This window comes from Pararhizobium sp. LjRoot238 (assembly GCF_964252955.1).
Lineage (GTDB): Bacteria > Pseudomonadota > Alphaproteobacteria > Rhizobiales > Rhizobiaceae > Pararhizobium.
This window is the reverse complement of sequence record NZ_CAXUPP020000001.1, coordinates 3,188,665-3,204,776: the sequence shown is the minus strand read 5'-3', so window position 1 is coordinate 3,204,776 and position 16,112 is coordinate 3,188,665. Positions and strand designations below refer to the sequence as shown.

General features: G+C 61.0%; 13 protein-coding genes and 1 pseudogene. 9 read left to right on the top strand and 5 right to left on the bottom strand.

Annotated elements, in window-relative coordinates:
• Positions 1–160 precede the first annotated feature (160 nt).
• Complete coding sequence (locus ACSQ3F_RS15545) at positions 161–1,972, bottom strand: methyl-accepting chemotaxis protein (protein ID WP_436101048.1); 1,812 nt, start codon at positions 1,970–1,972, stop codon at positions 161–163.
• 217 nt (positions 1,973–2,189) lie between these two features.
• On the opposite strand from ACSQ3F_RS15545, the gene ACSQ3F_RS15540 reads away from it, so the two are divergent.
• The 4 genes from ACSQ3F_RS15540 (at position 2,190) to ACSQ3F_RS15525 (ending at position 5,548) form a co-directional block, all read left to right on the top strand.
• Positions 2,190–2,570, top strand: a complete 381-nt coding sequence (locus ACSQ3F_RS15540; RefSeq protein WP_436101047.1) for an acyl-CoA thioesterase — start codon at positions 2,190–2,192, stop codon at positions 2,568–2,570.
• Positions 2,571–2,818: 248 nt separating this feature from the next.
• On the top strand, positions 2,819–3,772 hold the full coding sequence (locus ACSQ3F_RS15535) for an aliphatic sulfonate ABC transporter substrate-binding protein (protein WP_436101046.1): 954 nt from the start codon (positions 2,819–2,821) through the stop codon (positions 3,770–3,772).
• A gap of 76 nt (positions 3,773–3,848) precedes the next feature.
• Positions 3,849–4,628 carry an ABC transporter permease subunit gene (locus tag ACSQ3F_RS15530; RefSeq protein ID WP_436101045.1) on the top strand — a complete coding sequence of 260 codons (780 nt, stop codon included), beginning with the start codon at positions 3,849–3,851 and terminating at the stop codon, positions 4,626–4,628.
• 47 nt (positions 4,629–4,675) lie between these two features.
• Positions 4,676–5,548, top strand: a complete 873-nt coding sequence (locus ACSQ3F_RS15525) for an ATP-binding cassette domain-containing protein (RefSeq protein WP_436101044.1) — start codon at positions 4,676–4,678, stop codon at positions 5,546–5,548.
• Positions 5,549–5,552: 4 nt separating this feature from the next.
• Here ACSQ3F_RS15525 and ACSQ3F_RS15520 read toward each other — a convergent pair whose 3' ends face one another.
• The gene (locus tag ACSQ3F_RS15520) at positions 5,553–5,906 is read right to left on the bottom strand and encodes a DMT family protein (protein WP_436101043.1); all 354 of its coding nucleotides are present in this window, start codon (positions 5,904–5,906) and stop codon (positions 5,553–5,555) included.
• A gap of 252 nt (positions 5,907–6,158) precedes the next feature.
• Between ACSQ3F_RS15520 and uvrB the strand changes: the two genes are divergently transcribed.
• Together uvrB and ACSQ3F_RS15510 are read left to right on the top strand one after the other, a co-directional pair.
• The gene (uvrB, locus tag ACSQ3F_RS15515) at positions 6,159–9,368 is read left to right on the top strand and encodes an excinuclease ABC subunit UvrB (protein WP_436101042.1); all 3,210 of its coding nucleotides are present in this window, start codon (positions 6,159–6,161) and stop codon (positions 9,366–9,368) included.
• Positions 9,369–9,696: 328 nt separating this feature from the next.
• Positions 9,697–10,161 (top strand): DUF3828 domain-containing protein, encoded by a 465-nt coding sequence (locus ACSQ3F_RS15510; RefSeq protein WP_436101041.1) that lies wholly within the window; start codon positions 9,697–9,699, stop codon positions 10,159–10,161.
• A gap of 159 nt (positions 10,162–10,320) precedes the next feature.
• On the opposite strand, the gene ACSQ3F_RS15505 is transcribed toward ACSQ3F_RS15510, so the two are convergent.
• A complete protein-coding gene (locus tag ACSQ3F_RS15505; RefSeq protein WP_436101040.1) occupies positions 10,321–11,421 on the bottom strand; it encodes a DUF262 domain-containing protein in 1,101 nt (366 codons plus the stop codon).
• A gap of 4 nt (positions 11,422–11,425) precedes the next feature.
• Positions 11,426–12,223 (bottom strand): FRG domain-containing protein, encoded by a 798-nt coding sequence (locus ACSQ3F_RS15500; protein WP_436101039.1) that lies wholly within the window; start codon positions 12,221–12,223, stop codon positions 11,426–11,428.
• 126 nt (positions 12,224–12,349) lie between these two features.
• On the opposite strand from ACSQ3F_RS15500, the pseudogene ACSQ3F_RS15495 reads away from it, so the two are divergent.
• Together ACSQ3F_RS15495 and ACSQ3F_RS15490 are read left to right on the top strand one after the other, a co-directional pair.
• Positions 12,350–13,194 (top strand): annotated as a pseudogene (locus ACSQ3F_RS15495) (IS5 family transposase).
• A gap of 819 nt (positions 13,195–14,013) precedes the next feature.
• Positions 14,014–14,445, top strand: a complete 432-nt coding sequence (locus tag ACSQ3F_RS15490) for a hypothetical protein (protein ID WP_436101038.1) — start codon at positions 14,014–14,016, stop codon at positions 14,443–14,445.
• A gap of 250 nt (positions 14,446–14,695) precedes the next feature.
• Here ACSQ3F_RS15490 and ACSQ3F_RS15485 read toward each other — a convergent pair whose 3' ends face one another.
• Complete coding sequence (locus ACSQ3F_RS15485) at positions 14,696–15,310, bottom strand: J domain-containing protein (protein WP_436101037.1); 615 nt, start codon at positions 15,308–15,310, stop codon at positions 14,696–14,698.
• 452 nt (positions 15,311–15,762) lie between these two features.
• On the opposite strand from ACSQ3F_RS15485, the gene ACSQ3F_RS15480 reads away from it, so the two are divergent.
• A complete protein-coding gene (locus tag ACSQ3F_RS15480) occupies positions 15,763–15,975 on the top strand; it encodes a cold-shock protein (RefSeq protein WP_018324555.1) in 213 nt (70 codons plus the stop codon).
• The last annotated feature ends 137 nt before the right edge of the window (positions 15,976–16,112 follow it).

The window sequence follows — 16,112 nt, the reverse complement described above, 5'->3', positions numbered from 1 at the left end:
TTCTGGCTGCAAAACCGCCACGGTCAAGGCCGCCGCAAATCCGCGACGATCGCCGAAAAGCCCCGGATCGCACCTCGCCGTCGCGTGCAATTCACCCGGAACAAGAAAGAGCCCGCGTCCTTGCGAACGCGGGCAATCGGCATTTCCGTCTTTTTATGGATCAGGCAGCGCGCCCGTAGGCGGTCTGGCTGCTGGATGAAAGGCGGAAGGTCTGCAGCAGGCTCTTCAGCTCGCGGCTTTCTTGCGCCAGCGTCTGGCTCGCCGCCGTCGTCTCCTCGACCATCGCCGCGTTCTGCTGGGTCATCTGGTCCATGCTGTTGACGGCCGTGTTGACTTCGGCAAGACCGGTCGCCTGCTCGCGGGCGGCGGTGGCGATCGAGGCGACAGTTTCATTCACCCGGTTGACCAGCGCTTCGATCTCCATCAGCGCGTCGCCGGTCGAGCGCACCAGCGTCACGCCGGTCTCGACTTCCGTCGCCGAATTGCGGATCAGTTCCTTGATCTCCTTGGCCGCACCGGCCGAACGCTGCGCCAGTTCGCGCACTTCCTGGGCGACGACGGCAAAACCGCGACCGGCTTCGCCGGCCCGGGCCGCTTCGACACCGGCATTGAGGGCGAGCAGGTTGGTCTGGAAGGCGATCTCGTCGATGACGCCGATGATCTGGCTGATCCGGCTGGAGGAGCCCTCGATCCGGCTCATGGCGGCAACCGCGTTGCGGACGATTTCGCCGGACTTGGCAGCACTGCCCTTCGTCTCGTTGACCATCTCGCGCGCTTCGGCCGCCCGCTCGGACGCGCTCTTCACCGTCGAGGTGATTTCGTCCAGCGCCGCCGCCGTCTGCTCAAGCGCCGCTGCCTGCTGTTCGGTGCGGCGCGACAGGTTGTTGGCGGCTTCCGAAATGTCGCCGGCGCTGCCATAGACCACTTCGGTCGATTGCGCGATCGACTGGATGACGCCGCGAAGCGCCGTCACGGCCGTATTGAAATCATCCCGCAGCTTGGAATATTCCGGCGATATCCGGGCGATTTCAGCCGTCAGGTCGCCGCTCGCCAGCTTTTCCAGCGCAGCTCCGACCGTCGCCATGGCATCTGCCTGCGCCTGCGCGCCAGACTGAAGACGATGTTCGTTGCTGCGACGCTCCTCGTCCAACTGGCTCTGCTGTCCGGCCTCGCGCTCGCGAAGTTCTATACGTTCCTTCACCGAGTCGCGCAGAACAACCAGAACCCGCGCCATCTGGCCGATCTCGTCCTTGCGGTCGGTTTCCGGCACCTCGGCCGACACATCCTCGTCGGCGATCGCCCGCATCGAGGCTTTCAACCGTTCGACCGGGCGAACGACGCTGCGAACGATCGAAAAGGCGGCAAGCAGGATGATGAGGGCTGCGACGCCGCAGATCACCGCAACCTGGATCAGGCCTTCGCGGAACATCGCCGCCAGGTCATCGGCATAGACGCCGGTACCGACGACCCAGCCCCAGGGCTTGAATCCGGCAACATGCGAATACTTTAACACCGGCTCCTCAGCACCCGGCTTTGGCCAGTAGTAGTCGACGAAGCCCTTGCCGTCCGTCTGCACGGTCTTGACGAACTCGATGAACAGATGCTTGCCGTTCGGATCCTTGTTTTCGGTCAGGTCGCTGCCGTTCATCGCAGGCTTGATCGGATGCATCACCATCTTCGGATGCATGTCGTTGATCCAGAAATAGCCGTTGCCCTGATAGCGCATCGCGCTGATGGCCTCGATGGCGCGCGCCTGCGCATCCGCCTGGCTGAGCGTGCCGGCCTGTTCCTGCTTGTAATAGGCTTCGAAGACCGTGACGGCATTCTCGTTCATCGCCGCGAGCATCGCCTTGCGCTGCGCGACCAGCTTGTCCTGCTCCTGGAACAGGCCAAGCATCATGACGGCGGCCATGGTCAGAAGCGCCAGTCCCACCAGCGCATACAGGCGCACGGAAATACGAAAATTCTTCATAGAGCGAGATCCCCCTCGGATTTAGAGGCCGCAAGGTACAGGCACGTATTTTCAAACTCCCTAACAATCGACCACTAAAATTGACAGGCCTCGATTTACGCTTTGTTAGCACTTGATCCCTTGCATCCGTAATGCTGGCCCAACCTCTATTTTCTCACGGGGTCTTTGCCGATCGCGCCGCCTTGGGTTACATCGAAACAAACGGAGAAGCTCGACCATGACGAGACCGAACGGCGACCTTACCCTGCGGACCCTCGCGATGCCGGCCGACGCCAATGCTGCCGGCGATATCTTCGGCGGCTGGGTGATGGCGCAGATGGACCTGTCCTGCGGCATCCGTGCCGCCGAGCGTGCCCGCGGCCGCGTCGTTACCGCCGCCGTCAAGGAAATGGCGTTCGAAATGCCGGTCAAGATCGGCGACACGCTCTGCATCTATACCGATGTCATCAAGGTCGGCCGCACCTCGATGACGCTGAAGGTGGAAGCATGGGCGCAGCGTTACCTCTCTGATCGCATGGACAAGGTCACCGACGCGCTGTTCGTCATGGTGGCGCTGGACGAGACCGGCCATCCGAAACCGGTGCCGCCCGAGGCCTGAGAATCATCGAGGCCTGAGAATCATGGAGACCTCAGCCATGGGGTCAGCTGGATTTTTCGTGCCTTCGACCTGCTTGACTGAACCAACGGAAAAAATGCGGTGATGGGCCTGCCGCTCGAGAAAAACATTTCTCCAGCGATTGATTTCTACAAAATAAATAAACTCTATAATCTAAATAGATTTATCTAGCATGATCCCACGTTCTGCGGAGAAGACGTCACGTCCTCCGCCAACCACAAGAGGGATCGATGCTCACACTGACGAGACGAATTTTCGGCGCCGGCCTTATTGCCGCCGGCCTGTTTGCAACCTCCGGCACCTTCGCCGCCGAGTTGACCGAATTCAAGATCGGCTATCAGAAGACCGGCCTGCCGGTCATCGCCCAGCAACAGAAGATCATCGAGAAGGCGCTGGAGCCGAAGGGCATCGCCATCTCCTGGGTCGAGTTCACGGCCGGCCCGCCGCTGGTCGAGGCGCTGAATGTCGGCTCGATCGATGTCGGCTGGACGGGCGATGCGCCGCCGATCTTCGGCCAGGCAGCCGGCTCGGCTATCGTCTATGTCGCGGCTCTTCCGTCGCAAGGCACGGGCGAGGCGATCTTCGTCAAGCCGGATTCGCCGATCCGGTCGGTAGCCGACCTCAAGGGCAAGAAGATCGGCGTCGGCAAGGGCACGAGCTCCCATAATCTCGTCGTCGCAGCACTTGAAAAGGCCGCTATCGGCTTCAACGAGGTGACGCCCGTCTATCTGAGCCCCGCCGATGCGGCGGCGGCCTTCGCCAGCGACAAGATCGACGCCTGGGCTGTCTGGGATCCCTTCTTCGCCATTGCCGAAACGCGCTACAAGCCGCGCATTCTGACGACCTCGGCCGAGACGCTGAAGGTCAATACCTATTTCCTCGCCAACCGCGATTTCGCCGCCAGGCATCCGGAAACAGTTTCGACGACGATCGCAGCGCTGAAGCAAGCCGCCGCCTGGGCGGATGCCAACCGCGACAAGGTCGCCGAGGCGCTGCATGAGGTCACCGGCGTGCCCCTGGAAGCACAGACGCTCGCCGCCAGCCGCGCCTCCTTCGGCATCGGACCGGTCACGCCCGAGATCGTCGCCAGCCAGCAGCAGACCGCCGACCGCTTCTTCAAGCTCGGCCTGATCCCGAAGGCGATCACCATCAGCGATGCCGTCTGGACGGCGCCGACCAACTGATTTCCTCCCGGGAAACGTGCAGGCGTGCCGGTCGATCCGGACCGGCACGCGCACTGGAGACAATAAAGGTCAGACGATGAAAACCACCGGCCAATCGATCCTGAAAAACGCCACGGGCTGGGCCCTGCCCGCCGTCATCCTGCTCGTCTGGGAGATTGCTGCCCGCACCGGCCTGATCTCGCCGAATGTCATGGCCGCCCCTTCGGCGGTCGCCGAAGCCTTCTGGCGTCTGCTTCTGTCCGGCGAACTGATCCGGAATATCGGCGTCAGCACCGCCCGCGCGCTTTCCGGTTTCGTCATCGGCGGCTCGATCGGCCTCCTCTTCGGCCTTGCCAACGGCCTCTCCGGCCTGTCGCGAAGCCTCACCGATACGACGCTGCAGATGGTCCGCAACATCCCGCATCTGGCGCTGATCCCGCTGGTCATCCTCTGGTTCGGCATCGACGAGCAGGCAAAACTCTTCCTCGTCGCGCTCGGTGTGTTCTTCCCGATCTACGTCAACACGCTGCTCGGAATCCAGAGCGTCGATCCGCATCTGGTCGAGATGGGCCGCGTCTACGGCATGCCGCGCAGCACGCTGTTCTTCCGCGTTATCCTGCCCGGCGCCCTGCCCGCCATCTTCGTCGGCCTGCGTTATGCGCTCGGCATCATGTGGCTGACGCTGATCGTCGCCGAAACCATCGCCGCCTCGTCCGGCCTCGGCTACATGGCGATGCAAGCCCGCGAGTTTCTGCTCATCGACGTCGTCGTCCTGTCGATCCTGATCTACGCCCTGCTCGGCAAGCTCGCCGACAGTTTTGCCCGGCTGCTCGAGCGCCTGACCCTGCAATGGCATCCGGCCTTCCAGACCGCCTGAACCAATAGCGAAACGAAAACGGTCAACCAAACCCTGGAGTGTTCCGAATGTCCGTCATCGCCCTTAATCCGAAATCGAAGGCGCCCGTCAAAACGGAAACGGCCGAGGCCCGCGCGCTGCGCGAAACCACGCCGACGCAATGGTTTCCCTATGCTGCGCCGCAGGCCCGCGCGCGTGATCCACGGGATATCGCCTTCTCCTTCCGCAACATCAGCCAGAAGTTCGGCGACAAGACCGTTCTCGACAACATCGACCTGGATGTCCCCGCCGGCCAGTTTATCGCCGTCATCGGCAAGAGCGGCTGCGGCAAGAGCACGCTGCTCCGGCTTCTGACCGGCCTCGACAAGCCGACGGCCGGCACGCTGACGGTCAACAAAGGCAAAGACGGCGAAAACCGCACCCGCATCATGTTCCAGGAGCCGCGCCTCCTGCCCTGGGCGCGGATCGCCAAAAACGTCGAGGTCGGCCTGACCGGCATCGCCAGGGGCGAGGAAGCCAAAGAAAAGTCGCTCGCCATCCTGCGCGAAGTCGGCCTCTCCGACCGCGCCGGCGAATGGCCCTCGGTCCTTTCAGGCGGCCAGCGCCAGCGCGTCGCCCTTGCCCGCGCCCTCGTCGCCCACCCCTATATCCTCGCCCTCGACGAACCGCTCGGCGCTCTCGACGCCCTCACCCGCATCGAGATGCAGCAGCTGCTCGAACGCATCTGGCTGCAGCAGACATTCACCGCCGTGCTGGTCACCCACGACGTCGCCGAGGCCGTCGCTCTCGCCGACCGCGTCATCGTCATCGACCGCGGCAAGATCGCCCTCGACCTCGACATCCCGCTCGAACGCCCCCGCCGCCACGGCTCGCCGGAACTGGCACGGCTGGAGGGCGAGATACTCGACGCGCTGTTTGGCGAAAGGCAGGCTGAGGGCTGATACGCTACGCCTTGAACACAAACGCCGCCCCACCCGCAATCAGGCAAAAGCCGATTGCATGGTTCCAGGTCAGGGTTTCCTTCAGCCAGAAGACGGAGAAGGCGGTAAAGACGGCGAGCGTGATCACCTCCTGCATCGTCTTCAGCTGCGCTGCCGAATAGACCTGGTTGCCGATCCGGTTGGCCGGGACCGCAAGGCAATATTCGAAGAAGGCGATACCCCAGCTGGCGACGATCGCCATGGTGAGCGGCGACGACGCGTGTTTCAGATGGCCGTACCAGGCGAAGGTCATGAACACGTTGGAAAGCAGCAGCAGGAGGATCGGCCAGACGGCGGCCGGATTGATAGCAAGGAGCATGGACGAATCCTGGAAGGGTTGGACAGCGGTTCGCTTCTAGCCGCGCAGCGCCGCGACCGGCAAGGCCCGCAAGCGATGCGCCTTCGCTTAGCGCCACCGACCGGCCGGCCTGACCGGCGCGCGTCCCCACCGCGAGACCGCGATTGCGGCCGTCGCCCTGTGTCAGAAACTGGCAGTAGCCGGCCTGTCCGTTGCCTTTTTGTACTCATCGCCCCCTTCCCTTTCCGCCGGACTCTCGCCATATTCCCCGGCATGTCGAAAGCACCGAAAAAATCCACTGGCTTCGAGGAAGCCCCTCAGGCCTCGCTGACAGGCACGCCGCTGTCGTCGAACGTCGCCGACTGGGCCGAAGAGCTGCAGCGCATGGCCGAGGCCGAGACGATCGAGACCCGCCACGACGTTGCCTCCAAAGCCGGAAAACACCGCAAGAAGGTGGAAATCGAAGCATCCAGAGCGAAGCGCAGCGGACAAGCGTCCGCCGCCGATCGTTCGGCGCCCCGCGCGGAGGCCAGCCCGAAGGGCGGTACGGCCGTGAGCGCAAGCAGAAGTGCCCGTGGCACGTCGATGGGCGGCACCTCCGACCCCAAGACCCGCGCCGCCGCCGGCCTCAACCCGGTCGCCGGCATGGACACCGCGCTCGAGGATGCGCTCGCCCCCTCCGCCGTCACCGCCACGGTCGAGGCCCTCTCGGCGCTGATCGAATCCGGCAATCCGCTGTTCAAGGACGGCAAGCTCTGGACGCCGCACCGGCCCGCCCGCCCGGAAAAATCCGAGGGCGGCATCCAGATCGTCATGAAATCCGACTACGAGCCCGCCGGTGACCAGCCGACCGCCATCAAGGACCTCGTCGAGGGCCTCGACAACCACGACCGCACCCAGGTCCTGCTCGGCGTCACCGGCTCGGGCAAGACCTTCACCATGGCCAAGGTGATCGAGGCGACCCAGCGCCCCGCCGTCATCCTGGCGCCGAACAAGACGCTGGCGGCCCAGCTCTATTCCGAGTTCAAGAACTTCTTCCCCGACAACGCGGTGGAATATTTCGTCTCCTACTACGACTACTACCAGCCGGAAGCCTATGTGCCGCGCTCGGATACCTTCATCGAGAAGGAATCCTCGATCAACGAGCAGATCGACCGCATGCGCCACTCGGCCACCCGCTCGCTGATCGAGCGCGACGACGTCATCATCGTCGCCTCGGTCTCCTGCATCTACGGTATCGGCTCGGTCGAGACCTACACCGCCATGACCTTCCAGATGACGGTCGGCGACACGCTCGATCAGCGGCAATTGCTCGCCGACCTCGTCGCCCAGCAATACAAGCGCCGCGACATGGATTTCCAGCGCGGCTCTTTTCGCGTCCGCGGCGATACCATCGAGATCTTCCCGGCCCACCTTGAGGACGCAGCCTGGCGTATCAGCATGTTCGGCGACGAGATCGACGCCATCACCGAGTTCGATCCCCTGACCGGCCAGAAGACCGACGACCTGAAATCGGTCAAGATCTACGCCAATTCCCACTATGTCACGCCGCGCCCGACGCTCAACCAGGCGATCAAGTCGATCAAGGAGGAGCTTAAAGCTCGCCTCGCCGAGCTGGAAAAGGGCGGCCGCCTGCTCGAAGCCCAGCGGCTGGAGCAGCGCACCCGCTACGACATCGAGATGCTCGAGGCGACCGGCTCCTGCGCCGGCATCGAGAACTATTCGCGCTACCTGACCGGCCGCCAGCCCGGCGAGCCGCCGCCGACCCTGTTCGAATACATCCCCGACAACGCCCTCTTGTTCATCGACGAGAGCCATGTCTCCGTCAGCCAGATCGGCGGCATGTATCGTGGCGACTTCCGCCGCAAGGCGACGCTGGCCGAATACGGTTTTCGCCTGCCGTCATGTATGGATAATCGCCCGCTGCGCTTCGAGGAATGGGACGCCATGCGCCCCGAAACCATCGCCGTCTCGGCGACGCCTGCGGCGTGGGAGCTGGAACAGTCCGGCGGCGTCTTCGCCGAACAGGTCATCCGCCCCACCGGCCTGATCGATCCGCCGGTGGAAGTCCGCTCGGCCAAAACCCAGGTCGACGACGTGCTCGGCGAAATCCGCGAGACCGCGGCCGCCGGCTACCGCACCCTCGTCACCGTGCTCACCAAGCGCATGGCCGAGGACCTCACCGAATATCTGCACGAGCAGGGTGTCCGCGTTCGCTACATGCATTCCGACATCGACACGCTGGAGCGCATCGAGATCATCCGCGACCTCAGGCTCGGCGCCTTCGACGTGCTGGTCGGCATCAACCTGTTGCGCGAAGGCCTCGACATCCCCGAATGCGGCTTCGTCGCCATCCTCGATGCCGACAAGGAAGGCTTTCTGCGCTCGGAAACCTCGCTGGTCCAGACCATCGGCCGCGCCGCCCGCAACGTCGACGGCAAGGTCATCCTCTATGCCGACACGGTCACCGGCTCGATGAGCCGCGCCATGGAGGAAACCTCCCGCCGCCGCGAAAAGCAGATGGCCTATAACGAGGCCAACGGCATCACCCCGGAATCGGTCAAGGCGAAGATCTCCGACATCCTCGATTCGGTCTACGAGAAGGACCATGTCCGCGCCGATATCGGCATCAAGGGTGTCAAGGGCGGCCTCACCGACATGGTCGGCAACAACCTCGCCGCCCATCTCGAAGCGCTCGAAAAACAGATGCGCAACGCCGCCGCCGACCTCGACTTCGAAACCGCCGCCCGCCTGCGCGACGAGATCAAACGCCTCAAAGCCGCCGAACTCGCCGTCATGGACGACCCGATGGCAAGGCAGGAAGCGCGGGCGCTGGAGGGCGGCCGCACCTCCCCGTCATCCTCGGGCAAGCGCAGCGCGACCCGAGGACCGGGCACGACACCCTCGATCGACTCCCTCCCCCTTGTGGGGAGGGTTGGGGAGGGGAAAACCCCACCCTCAGAGTCCGCCGCAAACACCCCTCCCGACCCTTCGGGCCACCCTCCCCACAAGGGGGAGGGAAAGAGCCGCAGCCTCTTCGCCAAACCCAGCCTCGACGACATGGGTCCAGGCACCGACATGACCCGCCCCGCCCGCAAGCCGGCGGCGCCCACAGTCGGCTCCCTCCCCCCTGTGGGGAGGGTTGGGGAGGGGCATTCCGGCTTCCACAAACCCGACCTCGACGAGATGGGCCGCGACATCGCCACGCCTTCCCGGCCCCTCTTCCGCAAGAACACCCTCGACGAAATGACCGTCGGCCGCACCGAAAAGCCGCTCAACACCAAGGGCAAGCTGCCGGAAAAGCCGCAAATGCCAAAGCCGATCTCCCCCCTTGAGGGGGAGATGTCGGCAAAGCCGACAGAGGGGGGTGACCCCACCAAACCCCTCATCCGCGCCAAGCCCGGCGTCGGCTCCTACGAGGATGCGGGCGATGCGAAGCAGCAGAAGCGGACGAAGGGGAAAACGGGACGGCCGGGCCAATGACACCCTCCCCTTGAGGGGGAGGGTCGGCGCACAGCGCCGGGGTGGGGTGACCGCCACAAACGCGGGCCCAATCTCCCCCCTTGTGGGGGAGATGTCGGCAAAGCCGACAGAGGGGGGTAAACCCACCTCAAACTCCGAGCCCACCGCCGTCCCCCTGACCCACAACCTGTCCTCTGGTTTGCCGACGGCAAATCCCGGAGACCACCTCCCGCCGCAAGCGGGAGATCACCCCAGCCGCGTCCACGCCACATCCCCAAAAATGCCGCTTGGCGTTGCCGCCCCCCATCCGCTACGGATCGATCACCGATCATTCGGCGGGGAGCCCCGCATGCGCCTGCCCACCCTCGTTTTGCTGTTTGCCGCCCTCGCCGCACTCCCGGCCGCCGCCGAAACCTTCAGGACGCCGCAGGCCCTGCTGGTAGCCCTCTATCGCTACGACACCGCCGAAACCGATCCGGACGCCCCCTCGCTCTATTCGCCCTTCTTCTCCGACCAGCTGAACACCCGCTTCCAGGCCGACCTCGACAACACTGAACCCGGCGACGCCGGCACCATCGATTTCGATCCGGTCATTTCAGGCAACGACGACGAAGCCACCGACGTCGACGTCGGCCAGTCGATCGTCATCGACGACACCGTCGAGTTGGAGGTGACCTTCAAGAACTTCGAGCCCGTGACGCTGCACTACACCTTCGTCAAGGAACACGGCGGCTGGAAGGTCTACGACATCGCCAACCAACAGGGGGACTATCCGTGGAGCTTGAGTGCGTTGTTTGATGGGGCGGGGCAGTAAAAGTCATTAACATAGCTCGCCGAATGGGCAGACGATCGATACGCGCGCGCACAAAGGCTGGGCGTCGATTGCTATAACGCGTCGATGCGGCGAGGTCGCAGAAAACGAATGGAAAACGGGTCAACTGTGCAAACGTTTTCCATAGTCAGCAAGTAAATTTCATGAGCTGATTCTTGGCACAAAAACATTAACCCGCGACGCATCAGGAAGCCACTCTAGAAAAATTTTGTCCAAAATATCGACACGTCCCAAATGGCTTTGCTGATCATTTGTACTCCTATTCAGAGTATCGAATCGTGCCAAATTTGGATTTAGATCCGAGCCGCGTTGAAGCTTCTGACGTTCTCGGTTCTCACGCCGTGCGTTTTCGAACCATACTAGGAACTCACGTACAAATCCGTGAGCGCCGGGTCGTATTCCCCTAATGAACCAATAATATACCGGGAAAATTCCAGCCGATGCGAGCAAAGTGTCTTTTGGGATAAATACTTCCGCCATTACGTCCAACGTATCGATGACCCGTCTGCTCGCAAGTTCTAGCTTGTCCTTGTTAATGTCTTTTTCATTGGCGAATTCATCCAAATTCGTTTTCTTCGTAGGCATCATTGCGTTTTCGTACTCAAAAAACAAAACTTTCGCGGCGGCGTTAAGATCGCCTGCACGGCTCACACCAAACCTAATATTCTCCAAGAAGAAATCGTGAGAAGCTAAAGTCCTGATAACTTCGGGAACTGGACCAACAATTGCGTTTCGGACCTCTGCACCAGTGAGCGGCTTAGAGCGGTTCAATCGAACAAAGATATCATGAATGTCATCTTCTTGTTCCGCAAAGACGCTCATAATGTCCAGTGAAGCATTTTCAAAATCATCTGCCACCGATGGATAGCTGTTTTTTAAATCCTTAAGACTTAATCCAGATAACTTCAAATCAATATTTTTTCTATACTTAAAATCAGCTCTCAATGTTAGATTATTATCAAAAAAATCGAATACAGCCTCCAATCGTTGCTTTCCATCTATAATTGCATAAGGCAATCGGGCTGTATTTAATTTAGACTGGCCGAACTGAAAATCAGCAAGATAGAGTTTCGGCACATCGAAGCCGTTAATTATCGAGTCAATCAGATACGCCTTATCAGCACTCGACCAGAGACGTCCCCGTCTTTGATAAGGCGGATTGAAATCTATCTGGTCCCTATTCTTTGACCACCAAATCAAAGTCATTGGCTTGTGAGGTGAAATTCTTAATATGCTCATCATGCCCTCAAAAGCCAAAATGTCGGCGTAACTCTAGCGATAAGCCGAATAGATCTGGGTATACCGTGGAATCCGAAATACCTTTTCTGAACAGAGAAGTCGCCACCTTATCAACATCATCCTTCAAGATCACAATCTTTTGGAGCGTACCATCCGTAAACGTCTGATCCTCATAAGAAACGTCCATAGAATCTGTACTTTTGCCAAAAAGAGCAAACATCCCTCGCTGAGCGACAATTCGAGCGCTATTGTGGGTGCCATATATCATGATGGGGGTATTTTTTCTCTCATCAAGCTCAGCGTTTGGGCTGTAGCTTTTTACCTGTTCTCTTTTAGAGTCCAGTATCCCACCAGCGTATGAAATATCGCTCAACGCTGACTTGTTCCACTCACTCGGGTCAAGCATCCAAATTGCAACATTGTCAGACGGTTTGTTTGATTTTCCGCGAGCACACGTCGTTAATGCAAAATACAAAGCGACAAACGGGCTTTCAGTCCAATCCAGAAGCCTTGTTGGAATACCATAATGCTGCATATAGAACATTCGCTCCCATTCGTCCTCAAAGCTTTGCTGAACAAATGGCGGCGAACGTTGTGCAAACGTTGAAGCTAGATCTTTCTCTAGCTTATGTAATTCATCGGGAGTTTTTCTTTTTGGATGTCGAAAGAGACTTGGAACCAGATGGTGGCTATCCTTTCCGCTGCCACGATACCATGCAGACTGATGCGCAATTTGGAACGTTTCAATAATCTGCATTACTTCTAAAAAACTGGTTGGTGAATGCAATGTAATTGTAGACGGCATGGTACCTCCTTAGCTATCCGTATCGCATTCAACCGCGGTTTTTCAACTCTAAGTGTCGGTCCATAAAGAAGTTGAATGATATGAATCGTTTGTGATTCCATGCAGTTGAATTGATTCGATGAGGGCATGGACGCGATGTGGACGAAGGCTAACCGAGGGAAATACAATCGAGATTGTCTGCGCTATCCGAGCGATTTGACGGATGCGGAATGGGCGCTGGCTGAACCCTTGATTCCGCCTGCCAAGCACGGCGGTCGCAGGCGTGAGGTCGATGTCCGGGAGGTTCTCAACGGCCTGCTTTATGTTCTCAGCACGGGTTGCCAATGGCGGGCAGTGCCGAAGGACCTGCCGCCGAAGAGCACGCTGTTCAGCTATTTCGACCTGTGGAACTGGGACGGCACGCTCGGCCGCATTCATGAGGAACTCTACGTGAAATGCCGTGAGGCGATGGGCCGCGAGGCCAGTCCGACGGCGGCAATCATGGACAGCCAGAGCGTCAAAGGCGCTGAAAAAGGGGGCGCTGCATTGACCCGGGCGGGTATGATGCGGGGAAAAAGATCAAAGGCAAGAAACGCCATATCCTTGTCGATACGGTAGGCCTTCTGCTGCATGCGCTGGTTCATCCGGCCGACATCCAGGACCGCGACGGTGGCGTGCTGGTTCTGAAGACGCTGTTCGGGCGCTATCCGTTCTTGAAGAAACTGTTCGCCGATGGTGGCTATCAGGGGCCTGTCTTCGCCAAGGGACAAAAGAAGGCAATGCCAGGACTTGCGACCGCGATCGTCAAGCGCTCCGACACCGCCAAGGGTTTTGAGGTTCTGCCGAGGCGCTGGGTGGTCGAACGGACGTTCGCATGGCTGGGTCGATGCCGCAGGCTGGCCAAGGATTTCGAAAATCTGTCGCGCAACGCGCTCGCCTTCCTCAAGCTGGCGTCTATCCGCCTCATGCTGCGAAGGCTCTGTTCAAAATGAATAACTTTCCGGACCGACTCTAAATATTCGCCACCCCTACACCCCACCAACCGATACCGCCCCATAACCGCCTTCACCGCCGCCATATCCGCCGGCCCGCCGGCCCCGAGCAGCGCCGCCAGTTCGCGAAAACACTCCGGCCCCAGCACGCCCGGCATCAGATCACTGAGACAGGTGGCCAGTTGCTCGGTGTCGTTGGTGAACCAGTGCGGCACGCCGCGGGCGATAAACACCGTCTCGCCCGACCCGATATCTGCGCTCAAAACGTGGATGCATTGGGTACCGAAAGGGCGCGGCACTCGCTACCTCTCGCCCAGTGTAAGTGGGCACAAAATCAACACCTTAGCCAAAGGCTAAATGTTAGATTTCGCCGCTGAGCGCCTCTCCGCCACATCCCCGCTCATCCCCGCCCCCAAAACCTCCCCTACAATAGCCCTCGTCCCGCCCTCGGAAACCCTGCCAGCCGTGGCAGCGAGGCGGGACCGGCGCCGGTTTCAGGGAAAGGACGGAAGTCCCCGAGACCGGGGTTCGCAAGAAGGTTCCCCTCCGCAGGCCGATGCTGCTGCTGCGGGCGTGCAATCGCACAGAGGGCCGAAAGGCCGTAGCGGAACGAGTTTGCGGGCAGAAACCGCCGAACGGGGCGCTGGCGAGAGCCACCTACCCAATACCCCATGAGGCTCTTGCGAGCGCCCCGTCCGAAGCATGGCCGACAGGCCGGCAGGCGGACACGAGACATGAGGCAAACCGCGGGCCGGCCGGTCGCGTGAAAGCGGCGGCGTGCCCGTGTCCCAACCATCCAGCCACCAACGGAGAAACGTCATGCCCGCCAAGCCCACCGCCTCCGATCTGCGCGAAGCCGCGCTGCCGCCGCGCATCGTCGAGATGTTCGACCTGCCGGGCGATCTCTGCGCCAATCCGGCCTGCCGGCGAAAGGGGCGCTGCCTCGGCCGGTCGCCGCAAGGTTCGGCCTGCCTCGATCGTCTCGGCCCCGGTGACCGGAAACTCTACAGGCGATTGCTGGACACCTGCCTTTGGGCCGACCGGGACCAGCTCCACTTCCTCTATCACTACATCCGCGCCGTCGACGATCCCTATCTGTGGCTCGTCGGCGAGATCGTCCGCCGGGTCCAGCCGCGCGGCCATTGGCTGCATCGGTCCCTGCCCTGGTGGTACAGGTATGGGACCGGCCGGCGCGGCCGCCCCGTCATCTCCGTCCGGGCGGCGGCGCAAGCCCCCGTCCGCTGGTACTAGCAGCGTGGCAGGCGCATCCCCATTCTCCGTCATCCTCGCCTCCGCCCTCCGTCATTCCTGTGCCCGTCACAGGAATCCAGTGCGCCGTGTCCACGGCGCGCAAGACTCTTGGCGCGGTCCGGCAAAAGTCCCTCACGGCGCAGACGCGCCGTGGCTGGATTCCTGTGACAGGCACAGGAATGACGGAGGATGGGGATGCGCCAGCGAAACAGAAACCACCGCAGCAAACGGCAGCCCCCAAACGCCCGCCCTACTCCGCTGCCTTCACTTCCGGCAGCAGCTCCAGCTCATACGAATATCCCTCCAGCATCGTGTAGGCCTGCTCGATCGCCTCGATCTGCGCCTCGGCATTGCGGATGGCGTCGGCGATGGATTGCGAGCGGGTGCGCAGCATCGAGCCGAGCACGTCGGCGGCGGGGCGGCGGCCGAGGCGGTCGATGTGCTGGCGCACACGGGCGCGGTGGCGTTCGAGCTCGAGGATGTGGAAGCGGCTTTTGACGATGTCGTCCGACAGCTTGCGGCGCATGGCGGCGAGCGGGTCGAAGCTGCCGGGCTCGCGCTCGTCGAGGATGAACTCGTTGACCAGCGTCTCCAGCATCAGGATGCCCTTGAGGTCGCGCGGGTCGGCGAGCTGCGGGTCGTAGCCGGTGCTGTCATAGACCTTGCGGCGCACCGGATCCTTCAACAGGTCGTAGCAGGCCTGCAGCCGGCCGAATTCCTCCGTGTCGCCGCCGCTGTCCGGATGGGCCGTCTTCGCCGCCTTGCGATAGGCCGTCTTGATCGCATCGCCATCGGCATGGCGCTCAAGCCCGAGCGTTTCATAAGGATCGATCACCAAGCCACCTCGTCGTCCAGCATCCGTCATTCCCGCCCTAACGGTTCGCGGCCCGGGCTTCAAGCCCGACCGCTGCCCGCCGGCTGCCCCTCTTCGCCCATGGTCGGGACGAAATTGTGGAGACAAGAGGGCGGCGGGCGGTTTTCCCCGGCCGGCTGTCCCATTGCGGCACAAGACGCAACCTGCGGCGCGCCTCAAGCGGCAAGGACAGCATGCGGTTGAAATATCGGGGATAAATCGCTTGCTATTTTCACGAATTGCTGCCAATTATTTCAACGTTCGGGCGTTTGCATCCCGGAGACTGGACTGGCTGTATGGTCCCGGAGAAATCCGGGCGTGCCGAAACGGCACTGTAGACGTTCTTTCCCCGTTATCGACTTCACCGACTGGCTTTCCGGAACAAAGACAAAATCGGAAAGAAAAAAGGTCTCCACCCTGGCAGGGGTGAAGGCACATCATCAAGGGAAATAAGGACTTCTCCCATGGCCACCAAGGGCACCGTAAAATTCTTCAACCAGGACAAGGGTTTTGGTTTCATCACGCCGGAAGGCGGCGCCAAGGACGTTTTTGTCCACATCTCCGCGCTGCAGGCCGCTGGTCTCCAGACCCTGAAGGACGGCCAGCAGGTCACCTTCGACACCGAGCCGGATCGCATGGGCAAGGGCCCGAAGGCCGTCAACATCCAGGCTGCCTAAGCCTAGATTTGATCGCTTTGCGATGACTGAATTGACGGCGTCCTCCGGGCGCCGTTTTTTTGTGATAGCGAATAGCCAGTAGCCAATAGAATCAAAGCCTTACTGGCTACTCACTACTCACTACTCACTATTCGCTA

Excerpts from the sequence above, each read along its gene's own strand:
- ACSQ3F_RS15500 (WP_436101039.1), bottom strand. The coding sequence starts at position 12,223 with ATGCCGTCTACAATTACATTGCATTCACCAACCAGTTTTTTAGAAGTA.
- ACSQ3F_RS15510 (WP_436101041.1), top strand. The coding sequence starts at position 9,697 with ATGCGCCTGCCCACCCTCGTTTTGCTGTTTGCCGCCCTCGCCGCACTC.
- ACSQ3F_RS15540 (WP_436101047.1), top strand. The coding sequence starts at position 2,190 with ATGACGAGACCGAACGGCGACCTTACCCTGCGGACCCTCGCGATGCCG.
- ACSQ3F_RS15535 (WP_436101046.1), top strand. The coding sequence starts at position 2,819 with ATGCTCACACTGACGAGACGAATTTTCGGCGCCGGCCTTATTGCCGCC.
- ACSQ3F_RS15490 (WP_436101038.1), top strand. The coding sequence starts at position 14,014 with ATGCCCGCCAAGCCCACCGCCTCCGATCTGCGCGAAGCCGCGCTGCCG.
- ACSQ3F_RS15530 (WP_436101045.1), top strand. The coding sequence starts at position 3,849 with ATGAAAACCACCGGCCAATCGATCCTGAAAAACGCCACGGGCTGGGCC.
- ACSQ3F_RS15505 (WP_436101040.1), bottom strand. The coding sequence starts at position 11,421 with ATGATGAGCATATTAAGAATTTCACCTCACAAGCCAATGACTTTGATT.
- ACSQ3F_RS15485 (WP_436101037.1), bottom strand. The coding sequence starts at position 15,310 with ATGACGGATGCTGGACGACGAGGTGGCTTGGTGATCGATCCTTATGAA.
- ACSQ3F_RS15525 (WP_436101044.1), top strand. The coding sequence starts at position 4,676 with ATGTCCGTCATCGCCCTTAATCCGAAATCGAAGGCGCCCGTCAAAACG.
- uvrB (WP_436101042.1), top strand. The coding sequence starts at position 6,159 with ATGTCGAAAGCACCGAAAAAATCCACTGGCTTCGAGGAAGCCCCTCAG.
- ACSQ3F_RS15545 (WP_436101048.1), bottom strand. The coding sequence starts at position 1,972 with ATGAAGAATTTTCGTATTTCCGTGCGCCTGTATGCGCTGGTGGGACTG.
- ACSQ3F_RS15520 (WP_436101043.1), bottom strand. The coding sequence starts at position 5,906 with ATGCTCCTTGCTATCAATCCGGCCGCCGTCTGGCCGATCCTCCTGCTG.
- ACSQ3F_RS15480 (WP_018324555.1), top strand. The coding sequence starts at position 15,763 with ATGGCCACCAAGGGCACCGTAAAATTCTTCAACCAGGACAAGGGTTTT.